Here is a 25556-nt window from a genome sequence, read left to right as displayed (position 1 = left end):
ACTATTGTACAGACGTGATTAATCACGTCTAATGACCAATGACCAATGACCAATGACCAAATTATGTTTATAGAAGATGAAGAACTGCGGGAATTGTATAAAATTTCCAGTGAAGAAAATTTACAAAAACTGACAGATGGTTTACTACATCTACAACAAAAGCCAAAGGATGAGGCTGAAGCTACTTTAGAAAAGTTAGCCAGGATAGTCCATAGTCTCAAAGGTGACTCCAGAATTATTGGTGTAGAAGATGTAGTAACTCTCAGTGATCAAGTGGAAAAGATTCTGTTGAGCCTTAAACGCCAAGAAATGATCTTAACTCCAGAAGTGAGCGATCGCCTTTATCAAGGATTGGATGCGATCGGTTTTTTGGTATACGAGGCCGTGACTGGTGAACCAACTGGGGTAGATACAGCTGACATACTTGAACAGTTAATGGTAGTCGTTGCAGAGTCAAAACTGCCAAAACAGGAACTCTTAGAACAAGTACAACTAGTTGTCACTCCGCAAGAATTAGTTGCACAAGAGAATGAATCTAGAACAAGCACTAATGAGTTAAAAGACGCGCCATCGCTTGTCTATACAGCAAATAACAGCAATACTCATCAACCACAATTTTCTTTGATCGAAGACAAAGAACTGCGTGAAATTTATCAAACGACTAGCGAAGAACATTTGCAGACCCTGGCAGCAGGTATACTACACTTGCAAAAGCAACCACAAGATGAAGCCACTTTACAACAATTGCTGCGAGAAGCTCACAGTTTGAAAGGAGACTCCCGCAGTTTAGGGGTAGAAAATGTAGTCACCCTCACCCATCAATTAGAAGATATTTTGTTGGGAATCAAACGTCAAGAAATGATCTTAACTCCAGAAGTGAGCGATCGCCTTTATCAAGGATTGGATGCGATCGGCTTGTTGGTATACGAAGCTGTAACTGGTGAAGCAACTGGAGTGAATACAGCCGAAATCCTTAACAATTTAGTGGGAGTTGTGACTCCATCCACAACCCCGGAATCTTTACCAATTCTTCCTGAACTCTCGCCACTTCCTACCCCAATTGCTGTCAAACCAGTAATTCAAGATTTCTCCCTTCCCCCTCAAGGAGCAACTCAACCCTATCACATCGACACAATTCGGGTGCAAACTCTTCATTTAGATGCTTTAATTACACACACCGAGGAACTAACTCTCACTAAAAACGCCATAGCTCATACCGCCACTGCAATTGAGGAAATGACAAACCTCTGGGAAGAGTGGAAAGCTTTTTATAACCAAACAAAAGTTGCTGAGTCATCATCATTAAACATTGATTCCTACACAGAACGCTTAGAAAAAACTATCTATTCTTTAAGAAATACAATTCAAGAACACAATACTAAATTAGACTTTGTTACTGGAGAATTAAGAGACAAAATTCGTACCCTCCGGCTTTTACCACTATCCACCGTGTTTGAATTACTTCCTCGCACCGTTCGAGATTTAGGCAAACAACAATCAAAACAAGTGGAATTAATCATTTCCGGTGGAGAAATCACCACTGACAAACGTATTCTCGAAGAAATCAAAGATCCTCTGATGCACATGATTCGTAATGCTATCGATCATGGCATTGAGACTCCTGGTGAACGAGAAAAACTTGGCAAATCTCCCGTCGCCACTATTTGGTTGAAAGGCTATCAAATGGCGAACAAAATTGTCATTGAAGTAGCAGATGATGGACGGGGACTAAACATTGAGAAAATCAAACAAACTGCCTTCAAACGTGGATTGTACAGTTATAAAGAACTGGAAAATATGACTCCTAGCCAACTTCATGCTTTGATCTTAGCTCCTGGTTTTTCCACCCAAACTTTTATTACAGAAATTTCTGGTCGAGGAATCGGTTTAGATGTCGTACGGACAAGTATCGAACGACTCAAAGGTAATATTGAAATCGCATCAATCCCCACTCAAGGATGTACCTTCCGCATTCAGTTAAATACAAGTTTGGCGATTAACAATGTACTCCTGTTTGAAGTTCAAGGTATTGTTCATGCTTTACCGATTGAGTTTGTCCAGAGGACTTTATTTATCTCTCCCCAGCAAATTTTTACTAATGAATATCGCACAACTATTAACTTGGATGAACAAAGTATTTTGGTTGCGAATCTTGCTGATTTGCTGGAGCTTTACAACTCTCCTGCTTATGCTCAAGTTGCCAAATTTGAGCAACAAAACCACACTCAACAACCTTGTATTTTAATCAAAGTAGGAGAAGAACTATTTGGATTGTTTGTTGATCGCCTCATGCAAACTCAAGAAGTAGTAATTAAACCTCAAACTCAGTTATTAAAACGGGTGCGTAATGTCAGTGGCGCCACAGTTCTCGGTTCTGGAGAAGTGTGCATGATTCTTAACCCCTCCGATTTGCTCAAATCTTTGCACCAGCAAACCACATCTTTAGTTTCTGCCAAACAAAGAAAAATAGTAAAAACCAAACCAGTTATTCTCTTGGTAGAAGATTCTATCCCTGTTCGCACCCAAGAAAAACGACTTTTAGAAAAAGCCGGATATGAAGTAGTAATCGCGGAAGATGGACTAGATGGCTATAACAAACTCCAAACTCGGAAATTTGATGCGATGATTTCTGATGTCGAAATGCCCAATCTTGATGGATTGTCACTTACTGCCAAAATACGTCAGCATCCAGAATATAAAACATTGCCAATTATTCTAGTGACAACCCTTGCTTCCGAGGCAGATAAAACAAGAGGAGCTGATGTTGGGGCTAATGCTTATATTATTAAAAGTAATTTTAATCAAGATGTTCTTTTAGAAATATTAGGAAGATTAATTTAAATATATGTGTTGAGATTTTTTCCTTGTTTAACCACCAACCACCAAAAAATAATCAATGCCAATTCGAGTTTTGTTAGTTGAAGATTCACAAATTGCTCTGGTACTTTTAAAAAGAGTTTTGACCTCATCACCAGAAATTGAGGTGGTTGGAGAAGCTTGTACTGGTTTAGAAGCTTTGGAATTGATTCCTAAAGTTGAACCAGATGTCATTTGTACAGATTTTCATATGCCTTATATGAATGGTTTAGAGTTAACAACTGAAGTTATGGCACTCTATCCACGACCAATTTTAGTAATTAGTGTTTCTGTACAAACAGATGATTCCAAAAATATTTTTCAGCTTTTAGAAGCAGGGGCTGTGGATATTTTTCCCAAGCCAAGTATAGGATTGGTAGCAGATGATGAGGAATTCAAACAGGAGTTGATTAACAAGATAAAAATTCTTTCTGGAGTAAAAGTATTTCGGAAAAAGCGAAAACTGACTACACAAAGACAGAGTTTACAAGCAGAAAATCTTGCTGGTTTATCTTCTAGATCCTTAGCTAAACCAAAACTAGTAGTGATTGGTGCATCTACAGGTGGTCCCCAAGCCCTGAAAGAGATATTAACTAAATTACCATCAAATTTTCCCTTACCACTGATTTGTGTACAACATATTTATCTTGGTTTTTTGCAAGGATTAATTGATTGGTTAGCTGTTGATTGTCGATTACCAATTCAAATTGCTCAATTAGGGGACATACCACAACCAGGGAGAATTTATTTTCCGCCAGAACAACAACATTTAGAACTTGATCAAAGGGGTAGATTTATTTATTCTGACTCACCACCAATAGCAGGACATCGTCCTTCGGTGACAGTTACATTTGCATCTGTTGCCAAATTTTATCGTCAAGCATGTGTGGGAATCTTGTTAACTGGGATGGGTAGAGATGGAGCAGAAGGAATGCAGGCGATCGCTCAAGCTGGCGGTTTTACCATCGCTCAAGATGAAGCTTCTTCTGTAGTCTTTGGAATGCCAAAAGCAGCAGTTGAGTTAGGAGCCGCGCAACAAGTTTTACCAATTCAGGCGATCGCGCCAAGATTGCTGGCTCTGTTGCAAAATAATTTTATTGAATTGTGAAGACAATAATTAGGAGTCAAAGTGTCAGAAGCAGAGACTTTAAGTGTAGGGCTAACCAAGGCTTTTATTCGATTAATTGCCAAGCATACCGGAATACAAATTAGAGAGCGTGATCAAGCAAATTTAATCCAAAAAATATTTTTGCGTATGAAATATCTGAAAATCATTTATCCAGAAATATATTATAAAATTTTAGCATCTTCTACTATATATAGCTACATAGAATGGCAAAAATTCATTGCTATTTTGACGAATACTGAAAGTTACTTTTTTAGAGACAAGGGACAATTTAATTTATTACGAAATAAGATTCTTCCGCAAATAATTAAACGTAAACATAATTATAAAACTCTTCGTATTTGTAGCGCTGGATGTTCAACAGGTGATGAGCCTTATTCTATTGCTATTCTTTTAAAAGAACTGATTCCCAATTTAGAGGAATGGCATTTGACTATTCTGGGTTTAGATATCAACAAAGAAGCATTGAAAAAAGCAAAAGAAGGAATTTATACAGCTTGGTCATTAAGAAATGTTGATCCGAAAATAATTGATCAATATTTTATAAATTTTAACAATAATTATTATCTAGACGAACAAATCAAAACAATGGTCAAGTTTCAATATACAAATTTAGTCAAAGATTTGTTTATTCATCCATATTCCGATTTTCGAGATATGGATTTAGTTATTTGTCGAAACGTCTTTATTTACTTTGAACCTACAATAATTGCAAAAATTTTAGAAAAATTTTATCACACTCTGCAACCATTAGGGTATTTAATTACAGGACATACAGAACTTTGTAATCAAAACATGAGTAATTTTCACATAAAACTATTCCCAGAATCCCTTGTTTATATTAAAAAGTAAATAATCAAAAAATGAAAAAAAATCTGTATCTCACTTTTAGCTTAAATAACCATCTCTACGGAATTGACACAGTTTTCGTAGAAGAGATTTTCAATCTGCCAGAATTGACAACGATTCCAGAACTTCCTAATGGAATTATTGGTTTTGTTAATCTCCGAGGCGAGATTTTGCCCGTCATAGATTTGAATCTGAAATTAGGCTATCTGTCACCAGATTATCACTTGACAGATAGTGTAGTAGTTTTAAAGTATGAAGAATTACGACTAGGGATTCTTGTTAATAAAATTCATGAAATTAGAGAAATATCTTTAGAGGAAATTGCTACTAAATTTCATGAACAACGAGAATTAGTAGTAGTTGAGCAAAAAAATATTATTACTGGTGTTGCCAATTTTTGCGATGATATTTTAATTTTAAGTCATCCAAAAAATTGGTTATGTTTTGACGAAATACAACAGATTTTATTTTTGCAAAGCAATCTGCAACAGGATATTTTAGATAACTCTAATCTAGACGATATTCAAACGAAAAATTCTGAACCTTTACTGCTAAAAAACTCTACATTTTGTCCGAATGCAACTTTAGAAGAAAGAAAAGTTTTTAAACAAAGAGCAGATCATCTTAGAATTTCAACAAAAACTCATGATTTTAAGAACTTTAAAACTTTAGCAGTTATTACTTTAAATGACTATCTTTTTGGCGTTGATTTAGAAATGGTGCGGGAGTTTACTGATATCTATCATGTAACTCCTATTCCTTGTTGCCCATCACATATCATCGGTAATATGAATCTGCGAGGTGAGATACTTACTTTAGTTGATATACGTGGATTACTATTCAATGTAACACCAAAGGGTATAGTAGTTGGTTCTAAAGCAATGGTGATCGAAGTTGAGGGTATAGTTGCTGGTGTAATAGTCGAAGAAATTTACGATGTGATGTTTTCCCTGAACTTACAAAAAGTAACAGCAATACCAACTACAATCAATTCAATTAATGCTCAATTTTGTCAAGGTGCTGCTCCCTATCAGGAAAAAATTATGAGCATTCTGGATATACCTAAAATTTTCCTGAAAGGTGGCTTAATTGTTGATGAGGCGGTTTGATTGCTCTAGTGATCTTTTTATTTACTGCCTAAGATATTTATGAACCATTTGTAATAATTCTTCTGGCTGTGGTGGCTTACCTAAAAATTCAGTGGCACCGACTAACATAGCATGGGCCCGATCAATAGGGGTATTCCGTTCTGTTAAGAAAATAATGGGTGTATTTCTAAAAGTGGGGGTATCGCGTAAAAATTTACAGATGCTATAACCATCAGCATTTGGTAAGAGTAAGTCTAACAAGATTAAATCAGGTTTGTGTTCGATGAGTTGAGAAAATCCTCGCATCGGCTCTGGAATACTCAACATTTGATATCCGGCGGGGATTAATATTTTTCTTAAAGCATAAGCTAACACTGGACTATCATCAATACAAGCAATTAAAGGTTGTTTTTGGGTAGATTTATCAATAGATTCTTGAATAGGTTTATGAACAGATTCTTGAGCAGATTTTGGAACAGATGTAATAGATTTATTTTCTAATTCGGGATGCGTTGCTGCTACTATTTTTTTGATAGTTGGTAATGGTAAATCTGGAATCTTTTGGAGTTCTAGTATACCCTTATCAACCCAAGGTATCAAAGAGAGAGCCACCTCTGTCACTGATTTTTCTTGCTCTAAGGCAATATCCCATAGGGTGAAATCACTGTTGAAATATTTCTGTTCGGAAATTGGGATGACTTGAGAGTCTACCGTTGACATCAATACTGGAGCGAGACTAGGACTAAGGTGATCTAAACCAGCAGTTTGCCATTTTTGTTGTGTGTTCGTTGCTTTGGTGAACACTGACAGTATTTCCCAGGAAGACAAGGCTATGAGTTGCGGTAACTGAAATATATCTTTTTGAGTAGGTGTCCAGTTATTTTTTAGGTCTCTATAGTTACTTATTTCAAAAAAACATTCTTGAACAATACTACGAATGACTAACTTGGTTTGGATTGGACTCAATTGTCTTTGGCTAATTCCTTGAGCAAGGAGGTGACATTCCCAATATTGATTTTCGGACGATACAGGAGACTCAACACTCCATTGCCAATTAGGACAATGCTGCTTTATAGCTCTATTCCAGCGTCTGACAGGATGCATTCCACCTGTAGCATAGACCAACTTTCCGCCATTAAAGTAAAGGTTCCAAACGACTGTGTGGTTGTATAAGATGAGTATTCCGTTACTACCATTTTTACTTAGGTTGTCTAATTCTTCAGTTAGCCTTGTTAGTATCATTTGTGGCAATTCTGCTCTGCTCGCAATCATTATGCCGTAGCTTGCACCCTTTTATATCATGATTGATTAATATAATTTGGAAATTTCTTGGTCTTGGACACTCATACAGCTAGAGTGAAGCAGTTATCCAACTAACTACTAAAATCACTAATAAAATCAAATAGATAATGAGCTAGCTGCAATTTAGTACATGGTGAAATTTCTAGCTGACGACCTTGTCTATCTAAAAATACTGCTTGGTTATTGTCGCTGCCAAAACCACTATCAGGTTTATCTACTGGGTTCGCAACAATAGCGTCTAAATTTTTTCTGTGCAATTTTTCCCAAGCGGGAGTGATAATATCTCCTGTCTGAGCAGCAAATCCGATTAATAATTGATGATCTTGTTTGCGTTGGGACAATTCTGCGATTATATCGGGTACAGGTTCTAAAGCTAAAGATTCTGGAAGCGATCGCTTGGGCAATTTTTCGTCATGGTACTCTCGTGGTTTCACATCTGCAACTGCGGCCGACATAATTACGACATCTGAATTAGAATAATTACGTAGTATAGCAGAGCGCATTTCCTCAGCACTGACCACAGGAACTGCTTCGACTCCCAAAGGTAGATCAGCATTCATCGGACTGTGTACCAAAGTCACCGTTGCGCCTCTATATAGTGCTGCTTGTGCTAAAGCTAACCCCATCTTGCCAGTGGCAGGATTGCCAATAAATCTCACGGGATCAAAATGCTCCCGTGTTCCCCCAGCACTGATTAAGATTCGTTTTCCTGCTAGATCCCGCTGACCTCTGGTGTGGAGTAAAGATTGAACGTAAGCAATGATTTCTGGAGGTTCTGTCATTCTCCCAGTACCGACGCGATCGCACGCTAGTAATCCCGATCCTGGTTGTAAACTATGAAAACGATTATTTTTTAAGAGATTTTGCCAATTTTGCTGTACCGACTGTTGTTCCCACATATCGGTGTTCATAGCTGGTGCTAACACCACAGGACAAGTGGAAGCTAAGACAGTATTTGTAAGCAAATTATCAGCCATTCCGTGAGCTAATTTTGCTAATGTATTAGCTGTCAAAGGTGCGATTAAAAATACTTCTGCCCACTCGCCCAATTCTATATGTAAAGGACGAGAGTAAATTGGTTGCCAAAAATTTTCATCTGTAAAGGCAGGATAGCGTGAGAGAGTAGAAAAAGTCAGAGGTGTGACAAATTGTTGGGCGGAATTAGTCAGAATAGTTCTAACTTCCACACCACTTTTAAATAATGTGGAAACAACTTCACAAATTTTGTAGGCGGCGATCCCGCCGCCGATACCAATCAGAACCCTTTGCAATTTTAGATTTTGGATTTTAGATGTTGGATTTAGCATTGAGGTAATGGCTTAAAGTTGATAATTGATACTTAACAGTTGAGGAAAGATACAGCTCACCAATCCAGTCCACTATCTAAAATCTAAAATCTAAAATTTAAAATCTAAAATCCAAAATTTTTAGGCTTCATCGTAGGGTTCTAAATCTAGAAGATGAATATATGGTTCAATTAACTCTGGGCGTTGAAATGCGATCGCACGTAGCATGTGCCAATCATCCAAACCTTCAAAAGCATTGCTATAGTTATCCTGCTCCAAGCGTGTAGCTAGTTTTTCTACATCTTGTGGAGTCATGGTAGCAATTTCTTTTTTGGAAATGCTTAGAGTTTTCATAATGCTCGCCCCTCCCGTTAGCAGCATTTGCATCCAGCTTGGGTTTGTTTGCGCCCGACGCAGCCACCCAATATATATTACTCATTTGAGAGCATTAATTACGTGAAATTTTTCCGGATATATACCGGATTTTGTAAAACTTTTGTAACTGGGATGAGACAAAATCTTGCAACAAGCTACTCTGTAGTGACTTGAGTATTAATCACAAAATTACGTACTAACTCTAGCATTGGTAGTTGGATTTCATGACCCGTATCAAATTCATAGTACTGTACTCTAATTCCTTGCGACTCTAAAGTTTGTTTAGCATTGAGTGCGGCTGGTAATGGTACTACTTGATCATATCTGCCATGCATGATTAAAACCTCAGGTAGAGAAGTTGCAAGCGATGTCTCTGCTGCACCGGGATGCAAATAGCCACTCATGACAATTAAACCTGCAAAGGGCAATTTTAATCCGACATCCAAAGTCATTGCTCCACCTTGGGAAAAACCGCTTAAAATCGTCTGCGAAAGCGGTACACCAGTGCTACTTTCTAAACTGAGCAACCAATCTGTCAGTAATTGCCGACTTTGTGTTAATCCCTCATACATATTCTCCGCGCTCAGATCATACCACGCTCTTCCTATAGGCGAATGAGGATGAGGAAAAGGTGCATTGGGAAACAGAAGTTGATAATCAGGCAAATTTAAGTATGGTGCTAAAGATGTTAAATCCTCAGCATTTGCACCCCAACCATGCAAAGCGACGATTAATCCTTTAGGTGATTTTCCTGTTCTTTGGGGAACCTGAATAAATTCTAAAGACAGATATTTTCTCCCATGATTCAACTCTCTTTATCGATATTAATCAAATTATTGACCGTTTTAACCACCTTCACAGGAATCGATTCCAAGGCGGGATATTGCTTTTCGCCGAGTCCGCCTCAGAATTAATTTTGAGGCTAATAGTTCAACTCAGCCGAGTCCGCCTCAGAATTAATTCTGAGGCTAATAGCTCAACTCAGCTAAAGCTGACTATATTCCAAGCTCCAAATATTGAAGCATCTAGCAATTAATCAAAATCTCCTAGTCGGCTGAAGCCGACTTTTGCTATTAGCCTTGGAATTGATTCCAAGCAGGATATTGCTCATGAAGATGAAAGTTTGGACTATCATCTTCATGAGCATGATTTTCTAAAGATGAAATCGTGGTTCCGTTCATGTGATGAGCTTTCTGATTTTTCACGTAAGCAACAGCTTGCTCAAGTTGTTTACCACCTAACGAAAAAACGCCATATCCCCGTTGCCAAGTAAAGACTTCTTTGGAAGAAGGTAGATGATTGAGATAATGAGCGCTGCTACCTTTGATATTTTGGACAAAATTAGAAATGGAAAGTTTAGGCGGAATTGAAGCTACTAAATGAATGTGGTCTTCTACCCCGTCAATTGCATGGATAATGGTATCTAATTGATCGGCTTTGCCAATAATGTAATTATAAAGTTGGGTTTCGATATCGGTGGTGATTAACGGCTGGCGTTCTTTTGTCGCCCACACAAGATGATAGTAAAGTCGCCACAAAGACATGAAAGTGCTTTTTGTATTTGATATGTTTTGCACTTAGTATTCCCGCGAACGCCATAAGAATTAACTGATTTTGATTTCTTCTAGTCAGCTTCAGCCGAGTTTTGCTGTTAGCCTTGGAATCGATTCCAAGGCGGGATATTGCTTTTCGCCGAGTCCACCTCAAAATTAATTTTGAGGCTAATAGCTCAACTCAAGCTTTAGCCGACTGTGTTCTAAGTTCCAAATATTGGAGAATATAACAATTAATCAAAATCTCCTAGTCGGCTGAAGCCGACTTTTGCTTTTAGCCTTGGAATCAATTCCAAGGCGGGATATTGCTTATCTTAATCAAAGAAAACTGGGGAATTATGGCACGTCTAGCACTGTTGAGTGTATCAAATAAAACTGGATTAATTGAACTTGCCCGTAGCTTAGTAGAAGAATTTGACTTTGAATTAATTAGTAGTGGTGGTACTGCTCAAACTCTCAAAAATGCGGGATTACCAGTAAAAAAAGTCGCAGATTACACAGGCTCACCAGAAATATTAGGTGGTCGTGTGAAAACTCTACATCCGCGCATTCACGGTGGAATTCTCGCGCGTCGGGATATTCCTCAAGATATGATGGATTTGGCAGATAACCAAATTCGTCCGATAGATTTAGTAGTGGTAAATCTTTATCCTTTTGAGGAAACTATTGCTAAACCCGATGTCACATTAGCAGAAGCAATCGAGCAAATTGATATTGGTGGTCCTGCTATGCTGAGGGCAGCATCCAAAAACTTTGCTCATTTAACGGTGTTGTGTGATCCCTGCCAATATGACGAGTATTTACAGGAATTACGCCAACACACAGAACCATCGTTTGAATTTCGCCAAAAGTGTGCCTTGAAAGGATTTTTGCATACTTCTAGTTATGATCAAGCGATCGCATCTTATCTGCTCGAAACACAACAAACAGAAATACCAGAAACATTCACTCTTTCAGGAAAACAACTACAATCTTTACGCTACGGTGAAAACCCCCATCAAAGTGCAGCTTGGTATCAAAGTGGTGCAAATTCTACAGGTTGGGCTGCTGCTACTAAATTGCAAGGGAAAGAACTCAGTTACAATAACTTAGTTGATTTAGAAGCAGCACGCCGCATCATCGCCGAATTCACTGACAGTCCGGCTGCAACGATTATCAAACATACTAACCCCTGTGGTACAGCTCAAGGTAGCACGATCGCCGCAGCTTACCAAAAAGCCTTCAATGCTGATCCTGTGTCTGCTTTTGGTGGTATCGTTGCCCTCAACCGTCCAATTGATGCTGCAACCGCAACTGAGTTAACAAAAACATTTTTAGAATGTGTAGTCGCACCAGGATGTGAAGAGGACGCAAAAGCAATTCTGGCTGCAAAGTCGAAGGTACGGATTTTGATTTTACCAGATTTAAGTAGTGGCCCCACAGAAACAGTCAAAGCGATCGCAGGTGGTTTCCTAGTCCAAGCTTCAGATGATATTGTCGCCGATACCAGCCAATGGCAAATTGTCACCGAACGCCAACCCACACCCACAGAATTAGCAGAATTACTGTTCGCATGGAAAGTTTGCAAACACGTCAAATCTAACGCTATTGTTGTCAGTAGCGATCGCACAACTTTAGGTGTTGGTGCAGGACAAATGAACCGCGTTGGTTCGGTGAAAATTGCCCTTGAACAAGCTGGTGAAAAAGCTAAAGGTGCAGTTCTTGCTAGTGATGGATTTTTCCCCTTCGATGATTCTGTAAAAACTGCCGCAGCGGCGGGAATTATGGCGGTAGTCCAACCAGGTGGAAGTTTGCGAGATCAAGATTCGATACAAGCTGCAAATGAGCTTGGTTTAGTCATGGTTTTCACAGGTGTACGTCACTTTTTACATTAATCTATCTTAAGTAGGATGTTACACTTGCCAAAGTGTCTATATTATGCTTGTAGATAGATAAACACAATGTTAATCTTTAATTGTGTGTGAGGAGTAAGTTTGAAGTAAAAAGCGTTTGGAGTGGCAACGTGGTAACACTCCAAGCGCTTTTTTAATGGCAAATTATTGAGGAGAAAAAATTTTTATCTTAAGTACTTGTCATCATCTAAAAGTAGTGATATCTTTTAATTGTGTGTGAGGAGCAAGTGTAAAACGAAAAGCGCCTGGGGTGGAAACACGGCAACACTCCCAAGCGCTTTTTGTTTTTTAAGGTTTTTAACTAATACCAATTTAATGTGAAGCCGCACTAAATGACTAACTCTCCACTCTTGGCGTCTTGGCGTCTACCGTTCCGGTAGACACGTAGACGCTTCTGCGGCTTCCGTAGGTAGTGGCTTCTGTTAAGAGAAAGGGTTCCCGTTCCCTCGAAGAGGGTTCCGAAGGTAGGGTAAGTAGCCGCTTGCGCGTCTATGGCGGTTAGTTTTTTCATATTCTGTGCATCTTCATAAATAATTGGTATAAGTAGGTCGGCACAAATGTACCAGACGCTAAATTTCGCGTCTGGTAGAGGTTGTCATTGGTCATTGGTCATTGGTCATTGGTCATTGGTCATTGCTAAGGATTTTAGGCTTGTTTAACCATTAGTCTTTAAAGCAACAACCAAATAATGCAAAACAGCAGCCCAATCTTGATAATTTCTAGGCTGCTGTTTGAAGATAAATTTTAACAAATCCAAGATTTTTGAATCCTAACTCAACTAAAAAATTCCTAGTAGAAATATAGCAGTTAGTCCACACAAGGCAAGCAAAGAGATGATCATGATGTTGGCTACACTATGATCTTGTGTTGATTGGTGTGTTTGTTCACTCATAATGACCCACCCAAATTTCAATTCTCATGCTGTTATTATAAATAAGTGAACTGGGTAAATTTGTAGTATCATAAAAAACTTGATTTATGTTCACTGATGTTCAAATTGAGAATAATATTAATATCAAATAATTGAACTTTTGTTGCAATAAATATTTATAGATAAATAATCAATGGTCAATTTTAAATTCTCTATATCTTTAACAATGGACATTTGACCATGAACTATCTTGTTAACTCCCGCCAGGTTTTTTGACCGACTATTCCATCTGAAACTAAATTTCGGCGATTTTGAAAAGCCTTGACAGCAGATTCTGTTAAAGCACCAAAAATTCCATCGACTTGCACAGTATAACCGTTAAATCTTAAGACCCGTTGTAACACTCTGACAGCATCACCCCTATTACCAAAACCGAGAATTGGTAAAACCGGACTAGTTTGAGCAACTTTTGTTACCCGTGTATTGTTTGTGGGTTGTTTATTTCTGACACGAGGCCGTTCTCCAAGTCCCCCTGCAATATATTGGGGCTGGTGGTGAACAGATTTTCGTGGAACGGCAGTATATTTATTTATATCTTGAGCCTGAGTTGTGGAAGTAAAAGCAAGTAAAAAATTGTCCTCAGTTGTTGTTCCTTCATAAATGGAAGTAAACTCTGGCTGTACATTTGAGCCATCAACACTATCTATAGCAGTATCTTCTGTGACAACTGGGGAATCTCTGGATTCATCAAATTTTTGCAGTTTTTGTTTGATAGTTTGAGCTTGATGATTATTATCACCTACATCCGGTGCGATCGCAGGCGGGATCACAGAAACTTGCTTATCCTCTGTGATGAATTCAGGGGGTGTGATTTGATTTGCAACAACAACTTCAGATAACTGATTTTCTTCTGACTTGTTTATGTCATTGTCTAGCTGAATCGGTGAATTCACCTGAGTATTAGGTAAAGAAGGTTGTCCTGTTGTTAACACGCCTGTTATCAGTAGACCCATATCACTCATTGTATTTCATTTTACTAACGCCCATATTTTCTTTCACACACCAAAGAGTTCATCCTCCGGAATAGTGCGTATTTCTAACTAAAAAATTTAGTTATTTTCTTCAAAAAATCGGTGCGATATTCAGAATCGCCTCCTTTGATAGATGGCAAATAAAAATCTGAGTAAAATTTCAGATAGAGTGGATATATGTGTAATATCAAGTCCCTTTGAAACCAAAAACAAAAAGACGTAAACCATAGTATACTTTATTATTCTTACACTTAAATTTTAAATTTAATACTGTTAAAGTAGCGTTCAAGTTAGTGGAATTATAATTTGCTACTAAATAGCTCAGTTCCCTTGTTAAGCCAAAGAATCAGGGGGTTGAGGGGTGTCACCCTTCATTTATTCACCTACACTATTTTGGTAATTAGTGATAGATAATTCACATTTTTATTACTGATCACCGATTACTCATGATTCTCTTGCGGCTTATGCAAAACTATACACAGTAGGGGCAAATGATCAATTACCCCTACTGTGTAAATCATAGTTTCAGTTATTACTTGCGTCAGTCCTGTCTCTAACTCATAGCATCAACTACTGGGTAGAAGTAAAAAGCAAATCCTAAAAGTATGTAAGCCGCTAAAAGTAACGTGCCTTCTAACCAATTTGATTTACCATCAGAACTAATAGAATTAGCAATTAATACTGATACAGCTACAGCCACCAATTCAAACGGGCTAAAATCTAGATCCATTGGTTGACCGAAAAACTTCCCTACAATCACTAACACCGGAGCAACAAACAGAGCAATCTGCATACTTGATCCCACCGCTACGGAAAGGGAAAGATCCATTTTGTCTTTCATGGCTACAGTTACGGCTGTAGCATGTTCAGCAGCATTGCCAATAATAGGGACAAGGATCACCCCTGTAAATAACGCTGTCAAGCCTAACTCAGAGGTGGCTGCTTCTAGAGAATCCACCAGTAGTTCTGATTCTATTGCTACTAACAGAGTACATACCAACAACACCCCGCCCCACAACCAAATATTAGGTTTGTGATCATTCACTTCCAAACCTTCTGTTTCTGCTAGACCGACATCGTAAAGATAGGAGTGAGTTTTCATCGAAAATAGCAGTGTCAAAGCATAAACCAGGATTAAGACAACAGCTACTGCTAAAGAAAGATTTTGCAGGGTTTTTTCACCAATACCTGGCGAGGAAAAGTTCATTGCTGTTGGCAATAAAATAGCAATCACCGCTAAATTCATGGCAGATGAGTTCATCCGCGCTACTATCGGTTGAAATGTCTGTTCTTTATGACGCAATCCGCCTAATAACATCGCCAAACCCATCACCAACAGCAAATTACCAATAATTGAGCCGGTGATACTGGCTTTGACTACGTCCACTAATCCTGCTTTTAAGGCAATGATCGCAATAATTAATTCTGTGGCATTACCAAAAGTAGCATTTAATAATCCTCCTAAAGTAGGACCTACTACCACAGCGATTTCTTCTGTTGCTGTTCCCATCCAAGCAGCTAGAGGTAAAATTGCTAATCCAGCTGCAATGAATACTATTAAATCTTCCCAGTGTAAAAAGTGAGCCGCTACAGAAACTGGAATAAACAGCAATAGAACTAAAAAGAGAATGTTTTTACCTGACATTTGTTAATAGTTAATGGTCAATTGTCAATGGTCAATCGTCAAGGGTCAATCGTCAAGGGTCAATCGATTTTGGATTTTGGATTTTGGATTTTGGATTTTAGTGGTTGGTTTTCTGCTTTCTCCCTTGTCTCCCTTGTCCCCCTTCCCTTGTCCCCCTTGTCTCCCACCTCTCCCCACACTTCCTTGTCTTCTTTTTCTACTCTTTAAATTGTTCCGAAATAGTTCTGTTTACATACAGATGGTAAAATTTGTAAAATAAATTGGAGTTTTAAAGAGTATTAATAACTTTTCTTTGCAAAAGTTTTTATTAAGCTAAAAATTTTACACCAAAAATAATGTTTAATATATTAAAAGACAATTAAATTTTTAGTACTGCCAGTGGAAAAAACTTCATCAGTCTTTTTCAATTGGCTGTTTTATTCCTGTATTTCGGGAAACGACTGCTTGATGATGCAGATTGCCCGTAATTTTATGAGCTATACTCTGAAGTGCATTCATCTGGTTGTTGTTGTCTACCTGCGCTAATATTTACCAGAAATGCCGCTATACAAAGTAAACGCATATATTTGTCGGCACAATTGCAAGTATTTTTGATTTTGGATACACTACATGACTTCTGCTGCTGAATTGCCAGGTCAAACTGGCGTAAATTTGACATCACAAGAAAATTCTCCAAACGCCAAATTGCCTAATCCCTTGACGACGGCTACGGGTGTTTACGTGACTGTACATGGTCATTTTTACCAACCACCACGGGAAAATCCATATTTGGATGCGATCGAACGCCAACCGGGTGCAGCACCATTTCATGATTGGAATGAACGCATTCATCATGAATGTTATCGCCCAAATGCCTTTGCTAGGGTGCTAAATGATCGGGGCGAACTGGTGGGGATCGTTAATAATTACGAGTATTTGAGCTTTAATATTGGTCCAACCCTGATGTCCTGGCTAGAACGCCACGACGTAGAAGTGTATCAGCGAATTTTAGAGGCCGATCGCAAATCTTGTGAACGTTTGCATGGACATGGCAACGCGATCGCGCAAGTATATAACCATATCATCATGCCTCTAGCCAACGATCGCGACAAATATACGCAGATTCGTTGGGGTAAAGCAGATTTCCGATCCCGCTTTCAACGCGATCCCGAAGGTATGTGGTTGGCGGAAACTGCTGTAGACTACGCCACCCTCGAAGCCTTGATCAAAGAAGGAATTCGCTTTATCGTCTTAGCACCCTCCCAAGCACAGCGTTGTCGTCTCCTACCTACCAAAGACAATCCCCATCCAGAATGGCACGAAGTCGGCGGTAGTCAGATTGATCCCACCCGTCCCTATCGTTGCTATCTCAAACCCACACTCAGTACAGCATCTTCTCCTTTGAGTATGGTGGGTCGGGGAACGGGGATCGGGGATCGGGGATCGGGGATCGGGGATCGGGGATCGGGAATCGGGAATCGGGAATCGGGGATCGGGGAGCAAGAGATAGAAAATTTGACTTCCCAATCACCAATCCCTGATCACCAATCCCTTCCTTATATCGATATCTTTTTCTACGATGGCCCGATTTCGCGGGATATGGGTTTTAGTGATGTTCTGTTCAATTCGGGACATTTAGCAGGACGGATTGGTTCGGCGGTACGCGGGGATCATCGTCCTGCACAGTTAATTTCTGTAGCCACAGATGGGGAAACCTTTGGACATCATAAGGGAGGAACAGAGAAAACTCTGGCATACGCCTTTACCAAAGAATTTTCCCACCGGGGTTGGACTGTTACCAACTTTGCCCATTATCTCAGCTTGAATCCTCCTAGCTGGGAGGTAGAGTTAAAGCCTGTTACCGCTTGGAGTTGCGCCCATGGTGTAGATAGATGGCAAGATAATTGCGGTTGTGGTGGTGGTGGTGAATGGCATCAAAAATGGCGTCGTCCATTACGAAATACCTTAAACTGGTTACGCGATCGCCTAACGCAAGTGTATGAAGAACACGGTAGACAGTTTTTCCTTGATCCCTGGCAAGCACGAGACGAATATATTAAGGTAATTCTGGATCGTTCACCAAACAATATTCACCGCTTCCTCGCCCGCCATCAAAAAAGCGAACTCAAGGATACAGAACAAATAGACGCTTTACGCTTGCTGGAAATGCAGCGTCATGCTTTGTTGATGTTTACAAGTTGCGGTTGGTTTTTTGAGGAAATATCCCGTCCGGAAGGAACACAGATTCTGCGCTACGCCGCCCGTGCTATAGAATTGGCAGCAGATGTAGCAGGTGTGCAACTAGAAAAAGAATTCCTCAAACGTCTTGCCATTGCTCCCAGTAATATTGATATTTTCGGACATGGTGGGGAAGTTTATCGCCAACTGGTGGTAACTTCACAAATCACGTTTAAGCAAGTTGCAGCCCATCACGCGATCGCTTCTTTGTTTAACAATCACAAAGGCGAAACCCGCAATGGCAATGGTACTTCACCCAATTACTGTACTGTCAAGCATTCCCATTCCTACCAAAAACGGGTTTATTGCTATAACGTTCATGAATTAGATTACCATCTGCAACGTCTGGGAAGCTTGACACTAGCAGTCGGACACTTAAAGTTAATCTCAGAAATCACCTGGGAAACTGAACATTTAGTCTTTGCAGTGCTGCATTTAGGAGGTTGGGATTTCCACTGTTGCATTCAACCATTTGAAGGAAGGCGTCATTACAGTCAAATCAAAGAACAATTATTGGCATCACTACAAAAAGCTAGTGCCGCAAACACTATCTTAGTAATGATGCAGTTATTCGGGGATCAAGCGTTTAGCTTAGAAAATCTCTTCGCTGAAGAACGCCACCGTCTGATGCAATTGTTGAGTCAGGAAACATTGACAAGATTAGACCAACTTTATACACAAACCTACCGGGATAATTACGGGGTTCTGATGGCATTCCATCGGGATGAATTAGCAGCACCCCAAGAATTACAAGTCGCAGCCGAAATAGCTTTGACCTATCGGTGTATGACCATACTGCGCGCCTTAGAGCAAGATATTAGCGAACCTCAATTGAGTATAAATCATATCCTGGAGCTAAAAGCGATCGCCAATGAAGCGAAACAACTGCGCTGTCGGTTAAATATTCCCGAAGGTAAGCAGATGTTAGAACAGTTGATTTTGCGATTACTTTGGCAGTTATTGCACGATCCCAATGGTACATTTGATGCAGATATTCAGCGCTTGGAAAGATTGATAGATGTTGGGTATCAGCTAAATGTCGGGATCACTTTGAATAGACCTCAAGAACTATACTTTAGCTGTTTGTACAACAAGATTATCCCTCAATGTCAAATCGCGATCGCGAGTAATGAAGACATCACAAAGTATCGACAGTTATTAAAGTTAGGACAAAAATTAGCCGTTGACGTTAGTTACTGGTTGAATCAGATGGGATGACAAGGGAGAGTGCTTGGAGTGTGGGGAGTAATGTAGAGACGCGATATATCGCGTCTGGGAGTGTGGGGAGTAATGTAGAGACGCGATATATCGCGTCTGGGAGTGTGGGGAGTAATGTAGAGACGCGATTCATCGCGTCTGGGAGTGTGGGGAGACAAGGAGGAATTTATTCAAATACCCAATCCCCGATCCCCGATCCCCGATTCTAATTTCTGATTGGGCGATCGCAATGGTAAGGATAAAGCCACTCACATTTAAATAATCCGTGAGTGTGCTTTTCAAAAAAAGGCCCAGCATGATACTTGGATGATATGTTAATTCCAGCTTTGGTTTTGACTTCATACAACCATGGAAACAATGCGATAAAAACAGCAATAAAAATCAAGCCACTTGGAAGGAGTTTGAAAAAAGCTTGAGTCCAATTTTGGGAATTGTGATGCAATTTTTTCGGCATTCGGTACATTGATGATCAACTAACAATCGATCTTAGCCTAAGACTCAAAATAACGCCGAAAGCGCGGATCAATATTGTCTGTTTTCTGCTGATTGCAGGTAAAACACAGTGTTTGTAGATTACTGATATCGTTTGTACCACCACGCGCCAAGGGGATAATATGGTCAATAGTTAGATGAGTTTCATTAGCTGTTTGACCACAACTTTGACATTGATAATTATCTCGTTGATGTACGTATTTTCTCACTTCCACAGGAATACGTATGCGGGGGTTTTTGTGCATATTTTTGAAAGATTTTATATTGTAGATTATCAAGGGTCATAGATCCCCGACTTCTCTAAGAAGTCGGGGATCTGAACACCCGCGACTTATCAAAACCAATTTGCTGGAGTACTAGTTTATGAATTGAATTCATTGATTTTACGACGAAGATCATCAAGAGACGATTCTGATTGAGTTATTTCTGGTTCATCAGGACAAAACTCAATTGATATTTGTAATTTTATTTTAATCTTACCTTTTTGCCAGCTATTTGCGTTGAAATAGATTTGTGACAATTGTTTGACAAATTGCGGTGTTTCTTCTTTTCCATCTCCACCTTTAACACTCTCAGCAAACACCGAATCTAACCCAAACCTATCCCCACCATGGGTATTTTTAATTTGACTACCGTAAAATCCCAGCAATCCACTAGTTTTATAAATCCTTGTCGTATCCCGAAACTGTTGATTAATCAAATCATCGAGTCGTTGACGTAACTGGGTGTTGTACCAAGTTTCATCAATACGGTTGAAAACGTAGAAAACGCGATCGCGTATTCCTGCATTTTTCCGCATCATCTCTAGAAGTTCGGTTTCTTCCTTCGTCATATCACCCGCAGACGCAGGTTTCAGTACACACACCACCGCAGAAGTATCCGGGTGTTGAATTTTGGCGTAGGTTAACTGTGCATCTTTCTCCACAGGTGCATCAATTCCCGGCGTGTCGATAATCACGTTACCATCTTCTAATAACGGATGATGACAATAATATTCAATTCGCTTTAAAACCGCGCTATTACTTCCACGTCGTGCATAACTAGCAGCTTCCTTGAGATTGGTAAAATTAAACTGCTCCATCGAATATGTAGCATGATTTACCGTGTGGATGTGTTGGCGATTTGTCACATACCCTTCTAACAACAAAATCAACGCTTTTGCTTGTTTTGCTCTTTCTGATTTACTTTCCCCACCCTCTTGTTTAATAATTGTCAGACTATCAGAAGACACCTGATAGATAACTTCTTTTTGATTGATATTGGTGATATTTGTAAACCCTAGCTGCTGACATAGAAAAACAGCCTGTTCTCTGATTTCTGCTTCACTTAAAAAAGTCAATACAACTCGTTCTTTATTTGGTTGTGCATATTCAATTTTGCATTCCGTACCTGTAGCGTGTCCCTCTGCACTGTAGAGCAATTCTCTTTACAAAGATATTGTCCGCGCTAACTCTGCTAAATTTAGAGTATTTAAAATACTAGATTTTATCGGACGAAAACTGTATTTGGTAGATGTATGATGCTGTCTAGCCAGATATAAGCAAGAGAAAAATCAGAGTTGGCACGATCAATTCTACCTCTAGGATAAAATATAAGCATCCGAAGGAAGATGTTTTACACACAAAAAATTCTATATGTTTTTAATCTGGAGGTTAAAACATCCTGCTAGAGGAGACTTAGTGAATGAACCTAAAAGTAATTTTGGATTTACTCAAAGAAACATTTAACGAATGGCAGGAAGATAAAGCATCGCGGTTAGCAGCTGCATTAGCTTATTACACAATATTTTCTATTGCTCCATTATTAATTATTGTCATTGCGATCGCAGGTGCAGTGTTTGGAGAAGCAGCAGCCAGAAACGCAATTTTTACCCAACTTCAAGGATTAATTGGCCCTGCGGGTGCAGAAGTTATTCAAAATGCAATTGAAAGCGCTAGCCAACCACGAGCAGGAACTATCGCCTCACTGATTAGTATCGTTGTTTTGATTTTTGGTGCAACTGGTTTATTTACAGAATTACAAGATTCTCTCAATACAATTTGGGAAGTGAAACCAAAACCAGGAAAAGTCGTAAAAAACATGGTTCGCCAACGATTTTTATCTTTTGCGATGGTATTAGCTATTGGTTTTTTACTGCTAGTTTCCTTGGTAATTACTACAGCATTGGCAGCGCTAATTAACTACTTTCAACATTTATTACCAGGCGTTGATTTTCTCTGGCAAATTGTTAACTTCACTCTTGGTTTTATCATTACCACTTTATTATTTGGGCTAATTTTTAAAGTTTTGCCAGATGCCAAAATTGTGTGGAAGGATGTTTTAATAGGAGCTGCTTTAACCTCACTTTTGTTCTCCTTTGGTAGGTATGCGCTCGGACAATATCTCGGTAACAATACTTTTGGCTCTACCTATGGGGCTGCTGGCTCAATAGTAGTCATCTTAGTCTGGGTTTACTATACTGCTCAAATCTTGTTTTTTGGCGCAGAATTTACCCAAGTTTACGCCCGCAGATATGGTTCTTGCATTACTCCAGCCGATTATGCAGTTTCTCTAAATGAAATAAACAAAGACGACAAGAGGAAACATAGACGCGGGGAATAGGGGAGTGTGGGAAATAATGTAGAGACGCGATTCATCGCGTCTGGGAGTGTGGGGAGTAATGTAGAGACGCGATTCATCGCGTCTGGAAGTGTGGGGGGAATTATTTAACAAGTCTCTTCCCGATCCCCGATCCCCAATCCCCGATCCCCGATCCTTTAACCCACAGACCACTGTACAATATGACCGTTGTACTCTGTGACGGACTGTGATTGAGCGTTATACCTTGCCTGAGATGGGCAATTTATGGACAGATGCATATAAGTTTAAAACCTGGTTGCAAGTAGAAATCGCTGTTTGTGAAGCACAGGCGGAATTAGGTTATATTCCAGCTCAGGCGGTTGCAGAAATTAAAGCTAAGGCGAATTTCGATCCCAAACGAGTGTTAGAAATTGAAGCGGAAGTCCGTCACGATGTCATTGCTTTCTTGACAAATGTCAATGAATATGTAGGTGATGCTGGACGCTATATTCATTTGGGTTTAACTAGTTCCGATGTGTTGGATACAGCTTTAGCGTTGCAATTGGTTGCTAGTTTGGATTTGTTATTGCAACATCTGCAAGCATTAATTGATGTCATTCGTCAAAAGGCCAAAGAACATCGCTACACAGTGATGATCGGACGTTCCCACGGGATTCACGCTGAACCGATCACCTTTGGTTTTAAACTAGCTGGGTGGTTAGCGGAGGTGTTGCGCCATCAAGAACGCCTGCAAATTCTGCACAAAACGATCGCTGTCGGTAAAATTTCTGGTGCAGTGGGAACCTATGCCAATATTGAACCACGCGTGGAAGCGATCGCCTGCCAAAAACTCGGACTCCAACCCGATGCAGCCTCAACACAGGTAATCTCACGCGATCGCCACGCCGACTTTGTGCAACAGTTGGCTTTACTTGCAGCTTCCATCGAACGTTTTGCCGTGGAAATTCGCAACCTCCAAAAAACCGATGTTTTGGAAGTCGAAGAATTCTTTGCCAAAGGGCAAAAAGGCTCTTCTGCTATGCCTCACAAGCGCAACCCCATTCGTTCCGAACGCCTCACAGGTATGGCCAGAATTATCAGAAGTCATGCTGTTGCAGCTTTAGAAAATGTTGCCCTTTGGCACGAACGGGATATTTCCCACAGTTCTGTAGAACGAGTAATTTTACCAGATACTTGCACTCTGACACATTTTATGTTGGTAGAGACAACTGACTTGATACAGAATCTACTGGTTTATCCAGAAAATATGGCGCGGAATATGAACGTTTATGGCGGCGTCGTCTTTAGCCAAAGAGTCTTACTCACCTTGGTAGAAAAGGGAATCACCCGTGAAGAAGCTTATAAAATCGTTCAAGAAAATGCTCATACCGCTTGGAACAAACCGGAAGGAAATTTCCGCGAGTTGATTAGCAAAGATCCCCGTGTGAGTGCAAAATTATCATCAACAGAAATTGCAGGATGCTTCGATCCACAACATCATTTGCAACATTTAGATCAAGTGTATCAACGTTTGGGGATTTAGTTTAGTGGTTGGTAGGGGCGAACGACCGTTCGCCTCTACTTGATTAATCTACGAGAGCAGCGATCGCTTCTTGAAATTTTTGCCAGATTATAGCCCCAAAATTATTGTTATTTTTGGGATTCCACTCTTTGATGACGAATTGCATCAATAATCAGATCCGCAGACCCGCCTTGCTTGGTTAAGCCTTCAAAGACAACGTTGGTATCAATGACAACTCGAAGTAATGGTGCGGTAGACATGACACTACTATAGCACCATAGACGGTGTCGCTTTATCTAGAGAACCACAACTTTTGTAGTCAATTCCAGGATGTTCTACCAGGAATAGCATCGCCTAAGTTAGGGCTTGCTTCTAAAAGTCTATTAATTACTTTTTGTGAATCTGTTCGTAATTAGCTCTCAAGGACTTGTAATAATTACTGGATATAAATCCATAAATACAAGCTAGATAAATTCTCTTAATAATTTTGTTGCTTTAATTTCTGTAATCTAAAAATAGGGCCTTTAATATTAAACTTAAGTTTATTGTTCTATGATTGCTTAACAAAAGCGCTTCCTTGGGAGCGCTCTTTTTTTCTTGATCAAAGATTTGGCATCAGTCCTGTACCATTGAAACCGGAAGCAACCTCTTCACCAAGAATTCTCCAATGATCCCTGTACGTCAAACTTTAGCAAAGCCTGATATTCAACTTTCTTATTTGGAGTGGAACCAAACTCAAGATCAGGAACCTTTATTATTACTTCATGGTTTAGCTGACCACGCCTTGGTTTGGTCTAGCTTGGGAGATTACCTAGCGCCACAGTATCACATAGTTGCACCTGATCTACGCGGTCATGGTGAAAGTAGTAAGCCAGAAAAAGATTATAGCTTTGAGAGTGCGATCGCAGATCTGGAAGCATTGATGCATAAATTAGGATGGACAAGTACTCATGTCCTCGCCCACTCCTGGAGTGGTAAATTAGCTTGCATCTGGGCTAGACAAAATCCAGAACGATTGCGGAGTATGATTTTAGTCGATCCGATTTTTATCTGGCAAATGCCCAGTTTCTTGAAGATGACATTTCCAATTTTGTACCGCTTCCTGTCGTTTCTCAAAGCAATGGGGCCATTCACCAGTTACGAAGCAGCAGAAACACAAGCCCGTCAATTAACAGCATACAAAGGCTGGAGTCGCTTACAACAAAAAGTTTTCCAAGCTGGTATCGAACAAAAACCTGATGGTAGTTGGGGTAGCAAGTTTCCTATTGTTGCACGCGATCGCATTTTTGAGGAAGTGATGCAGGTTCCCGGTTTAACAGTCCCAATTCATATTCCTACCTTATTTGTCCAGCCAGAAAAAGGTGTTAACCGCCAAGAATGGCAACTTAAACCTTATAAAACATACCTCAAAAACTTACAACTATGCCGAGTTCCCGGTAATCATTGGCCATTTTTGACCCAACCTGAAGCCTTTAATCAAACTGTAAAAGATTATTTACAACTTCATAGAGAACATTAATATCAGGTTCGCTTGATTACTTATAATTCCCACCCCACCCCCAATACGGTTCGGATAAGACAAATCGATTGGCATTTAAATCCTGTAGAGACGCGATATATCGCGTCTCTACATATCCAAAATTATGACGAAAAATTCTTAACCGAACCGTATTG

Annotated in this window: 19 protein-coding genes and 1 pseudogene; 9 read left to right on the top strand and 11 right to left on the bottom strand. The window is 39.6% G+C overall.

Going from position 1 to position 25556, the window contains the following annotated elements; genetic code table 11:
• Positions 1-63 precede the first annotated feature (63 nt).
• Genes B4U84_RS11300 through B4U84_RS11285 form a run of 4 tightly spaced genes read left to right on the top strand, consistent with a single transcriptional unit; the run spans position 64 to position 5940 of the window.
• Positions 64-2841 carry a hybrid sensor histidine kinase/response regulator gene (locus B4U84_RS11300; RefSeq protein ID WP_131118888.1) on the top strand — a complete coding sequence of 926 codons (2778 nt, stop codon included), beginning with the start codon at positions 64-66 and terminating at the stop codon, positions 2839-2841.
• Between the two features lie 55 nt (positions 2842-2896).
• Positions 2897-3964 (top strand): chemotaxis-specific protein-glutamate methyltransferase CheB, encoded by a 1068-nt coding sequence (gene cheB, locus B4U84_RS11295; protein ID WP_044448667.1) that lies wholly within the window; start codon positions 2897-2899, stop codon positions 3962-3964.
• Between the two features lie 21 nt (positions 3965-3985).
• Entirely contained in the window at positions 3986-4834 is an 849-nt protein-coding gene (locus B4U84_RS11290) for a CheR family methyltransferase (RefSeq protein WP_131117869.1), read from the top strand.
• Between the two features lie 11 nt (positions 4835-4845).
• Complete coding sequence (locus B4U84_RS11285; RefSeq protein WP_131117866.1) at positions 4846-5940, top strand: chemotaxis protein CheW; 1095 nt, start codon at positions 4846-4848, stop codon at positions 5938-5940.
• A 21-nt stretch (positions 5941-5961) separates the two neighbouring features.
• On the opposite strand, the gene B4U84_RS11280 is transcribed toward B4U84_RS11285, so the two are convergent.
• The 5 genes from B4U84_RS11280 to tnpA form a co-directional block, all read right to left on the bottom strand.
• Positions 5962-7191 carry a response regulator gene (locus B4U84_RS11280; RefSeq protein ID WP_131117863.1) on the bottom strand — a complete coding sequence of 410 codons (1230 nt, stop codon included), beginning with the start codon at positions 7189-7191 and terminating at the stop codon, positions 5962-5964.
• A gap of 101 nt (positions 7192-7292) precedes the next feature.
• Positions 7293-8528, bottom strand: coding sequence for a bifunctional phosphopantothenoylcysteine decarboxylase/phosphopantothenate--cysteine ligase CoaBC (gene coaBC / locus B4U84_RS11275; RefSeq protein ID WP_131117860.1), 1236 nt, complete (start codon positions 8526-8528; stop codon positions 7293-7295).
• Positions 8529-8648: 120 nt separating this feature from the next.
• Positions 8649-8861 carry a protein IsiD gene (gene isiD, locus B4U84_RS11270; protein WP_009455186.1) on the bottom strand — a complete coding sequence of 71 codons (213 nt, stop codon included), beginning with the start codon at positions 8859-8861 and terminating at the stop codon, positions 8649-8651.
• A gap of 176 nt (positions 8862-9037) precedes the next feature.
• On the bottom strand, positions 9038-9691 hold the full coding sequence (locus tag B4U84_RS11265) for an alpha/beta hydrolase (protein ID WP_017313249.1): 654 nt from the start codon (positions 9689-9691) through the stop codon (positions 9038-9040).
• Between the two features lie 264 nt (positions 9692-9955).
• On the bottom strand, positions 9956-10426 hold the full coding sequence (tnpA, locus tag B4U84_RS11260) for an IS200/IS605 family transposase (RefSeq protein ID WP_131117857.1): 471 nt from the start codon (positions 10424-10426) through the stop codon (positions 9956-9958).
• 347 nt (positions 10427-10773) lie between these two features.
• Here tnpA and purH point away from each other — a divergent pair, with 347 nt between their 5' ends.
• The gene (purH, locus tag B4U84_RS11255; RefSeq protein ID WP_131117854.1) at positions 10774-12309 is read left to right on the top strand and encodes a bifunctional phosphoribosylaminoimidazolecarboxamide formyltransferase/IMP cyclohydrolase; all 1536 of its coding nucleotides are present in this window, start codon (positions 10774-10776) and stop codon (positions 12307-12309) included.
• Between the two features lie 1134 nt (positions 12310-13443).
• Here purH and B4U84_RS11250 read toward each other — a convergent pair.
• Positions 13444-14220: a peptidoglycan-binding domain-containing protein gene (locus B4U84_RS11250; RefSeq protein ID WP_131117851.1), complete on the bottom strand. Its 777-nt coding sequence runs from the start codon at positions 14218-14220 to the stop codon at positions 13444-13446.
• 562 nt (positions 14221-14782) lie between these two features.
• Positions 14783-15874, bottom strand: a complete 1092-nt coding sequence (cax, locus tag B4U84_RS11245) for a calcium/proton exchanger (RefSeq protein WP_131117848.1) — start codon at positions 15872-15874, stop codon at positions 14783-14785.
• Between the two features lie 609 nt (positions 15875-16483).
• Between cax and B4U84_RS11240 the strand changes: the two genes are divergently transcribed.
• The gene (locus B4U84_RS11240; protein WP_131117846.1) at positions 16484-19309 is read left to right on the top strand and encodes a DUF3536 domain-containing protein; all 2826 of its coding nucleotides are present in this window, start codon (positions 16484-16486) and stop codon (positions 19307-19309) included.
• A gap of 205 nt (positions 19310-19514) precedes the next feature.
• Here B4U84_RS11240 and B4U84_RS11235 read toward each other — a convergent pair whose 3' ends face one another.
• The 3 genes and pseudogenes from B4U84_RS11235 to B4U84_RS11225 form a co-directional block, all read right to left on the bottom strand.
• Entirely contained in the window at positions 19515-19763 is a 249-nt protein-coding gene (locus B4U84_RS11235; RefSeq protein WP_131117843.1) for a hypothetical protein, read from the bottom strand.
• Positions 19764-19800: 37 nt separating this feature from the next.
• Positions 19801-20046, bottom strand: coding sequence for an HNH endonuclease (locus tag B4U84_RS11230; protein ID WP_131117840.1), 246 nt, complete (start codon positions 20044-20046; stop codon positions 19801-19803).
• A 116-nt stretch (positions 20047-20162) separates the two neighbouring features.
• Positions 20163-21227 (bottom strand): annotated as a pseudogene (locus B4U84_RS11225) (KGK domain-containing protein); the annotation flags it as partial.
• Positions 21228-21484: 257 nt separating this feature from the next.
• On the opposite strand from B4U84_RS11225, the gene B4U84_RS11220 reads away from it, so the two are divergent.
• Together B4U84_RS11220 and purB are read left to right on the top strand one after the other, a co-directional pair.
• Positions 21485-22402 carry a YihY/virulence factor BrkB family protein gene (locus B4U84_RS11220; protein WP_131117837.1) on the top strand — a complete coding sequence of 306 codons (918 nt, stop codon included), beginning with the start codon at positions 21485-21487 and terminating at the stop codon, positions 22400-22402.
• A 205-nt stretch (positions 22403-22607) separates the two neighbouring features.
• Complete coding sequence (purB, locus tag B4U84_RS11210) at positions 22608-23903, top strand: adenylosuccinate lyase (protein ID WP_131117834.1); 1296 nt, start codon at positions 22608-22610, stop codon at positions 23901-23903.
• Between the two features lie 107 nt (positions 23904-24010).
• Here purB and B4U84_RS31940 read toward each other — a convergent pair whose 3' ends face one another.
• Positions 24011-24142 carry a hypothetical protein gene (locus B4U84_RS31940; RefSeq protein ID WP_278248328.1) on the bottom strand — a complete coding sequence of 44 codons (132 nt, stop codon included), beginning with the start codon at positions 24140-24142 and terminating at the stop codon, positions 24011-24013.
• 410 nt (positions 24143-24552) lie between these two features.
• Here B4U84_RS31940 and B4U84_RS11200 point away from each other — a divergent pair, with 410 nt between their 5' ends.
• Positions 24553-25401, top strand: coding sequence for an alpha/beta fold hydrolase (locus B4U84_RS11200; RefSeq protein WP_131118886.1), 849 nt, complete (start codon positions 24553-24555; stop codon positions 25399-25401).
• Positions 25402-25556 lie beyond the last annotated feature (155 nt).

It is taken from the genome of Westiellopsis prolifica IICB1 (assembly GCF_004323185.1).
GTDB lineage: Bacteria > Cyanobacteriota > Cyanobacteriia > Cyanobacteriales > Nostocaceae > Pelatocladus > Pelatocladus prolificus_A.
The sequence above is the reverse complement of the archived record's forward strand: the minus strand, read 5'-3'. Positions and strand labels throughout refer to the sequence as shown.

What these genes read in the sequence shown, in the direction of transcription:
- B4U84_RS11300 (WP_131118888.1), top strand. Translation starts at nt 64, where the DNA reads ATGTTTATAGAAGATGAAGAACTGCGGGAATTGTATAAAATTTCCAGT.
- cheB (WP_044448667.1), top strand. Translation starts at nt 2,897, where the DNA reads ATGCCAATTCGAGTTTTGTTAGTTGAAGATTCACAAATTGCTCTGGTA.
- B4U84_RS11285 (WP_131117866.1), top strand. Translation starts at nt 4,846, where the DNA reads ATGAAAAAAAATCTGTATCTCACTTTTAGCTTAAATAACCATCTCTAC.
- B4U84_RS11280 (WP_131117863.1), bottom strand. Translation starts at nt 7,191, where the DNA reads ATGATTGCGAGCAGAGCAGAATTGCCACAAATGATACTAACAAGGCTA.
- coaBC (WP_131117860.1), bottom strand. Translation starts at nt 8,528, where the DNA reads ATGCTAAATCCAACATCTAAAATCCAAAATCTAAAATTGCAAAGGGTT.
- isiD (WP_009455186.1), bottom strand. Translation starts at nt 8,861, where the DNA reads ATGAAAACTCTAAGCATTTCCAAAAAAGAAATTGCTACCATGACTCCA.
- tnpA (WP_131117857.1), bottom strand. Translation starts at nt 10,426, where the DNA reads ATGTCTTTGTGGCGACTTTACTATCATCTTGTGTGGGCGACAAAAGAA.
- purH (WP_131117854.1), top strand. Translation starts at nt 10,774, where the DNA reads ATGGCACGTCTAGCACTGTTGAGTGTATCAAATAAAACTGGATTAATT.
- B4U84_RS11250 (WP_131117851.1), bottom strand. Translation starts at nt 14,220, where the DNA reads ATGAGTGATATGGGTCTACTGATAACAGGCGTGTTAACAACAGGACAA.
- cax (WP_131117848.1), bottom strand. Translation starts at nt 15,874, where the DNA reads ATGTCAGGTAAAAACATTCTCTTTTTAGTTCTATTGCTGTTTATTCCA.
- B4U84_RS11240 (WP_131117846.1), top strand. Translation starts at nt 16,484, where the DNA reads ATGACTTCTGCTGCTGAATTGCCAGGTCAAACTGGCGTAAATTTGACA.
- B4U84_RS11235 (WP_131117843.1), bottom strand. Translation starts at nt 19,763, where the DNA reads ATGCCGAAAAAATTGCATCACAATTCCCAAAATTGGACTCAAGCTTTT.
- B4U84_RS11230 (WP_131117840.1), bottom strand. Translation starts at nt 20,046, where the DNA reads ATGCACAAAAACCCCCGCATACGTATTCCTGTGGAAGTGAGAAAATAC.
- B4U84_RS11220 (WP_131117837.1), top strand. Translation starts at nt 21,485, where the DNA reads ATGAACCTAAAAGTAATTTTGGATTTACTCAAAGAAACATTTAACGAA.
- B4U84_RS31940 (WP_278248328.1), bottom strand. Translation starts at nt 24,142, where the DNA reads ATGTCTACCGCACCATTACTTCGAGTTGTCATTGATACCAACGTTGTC.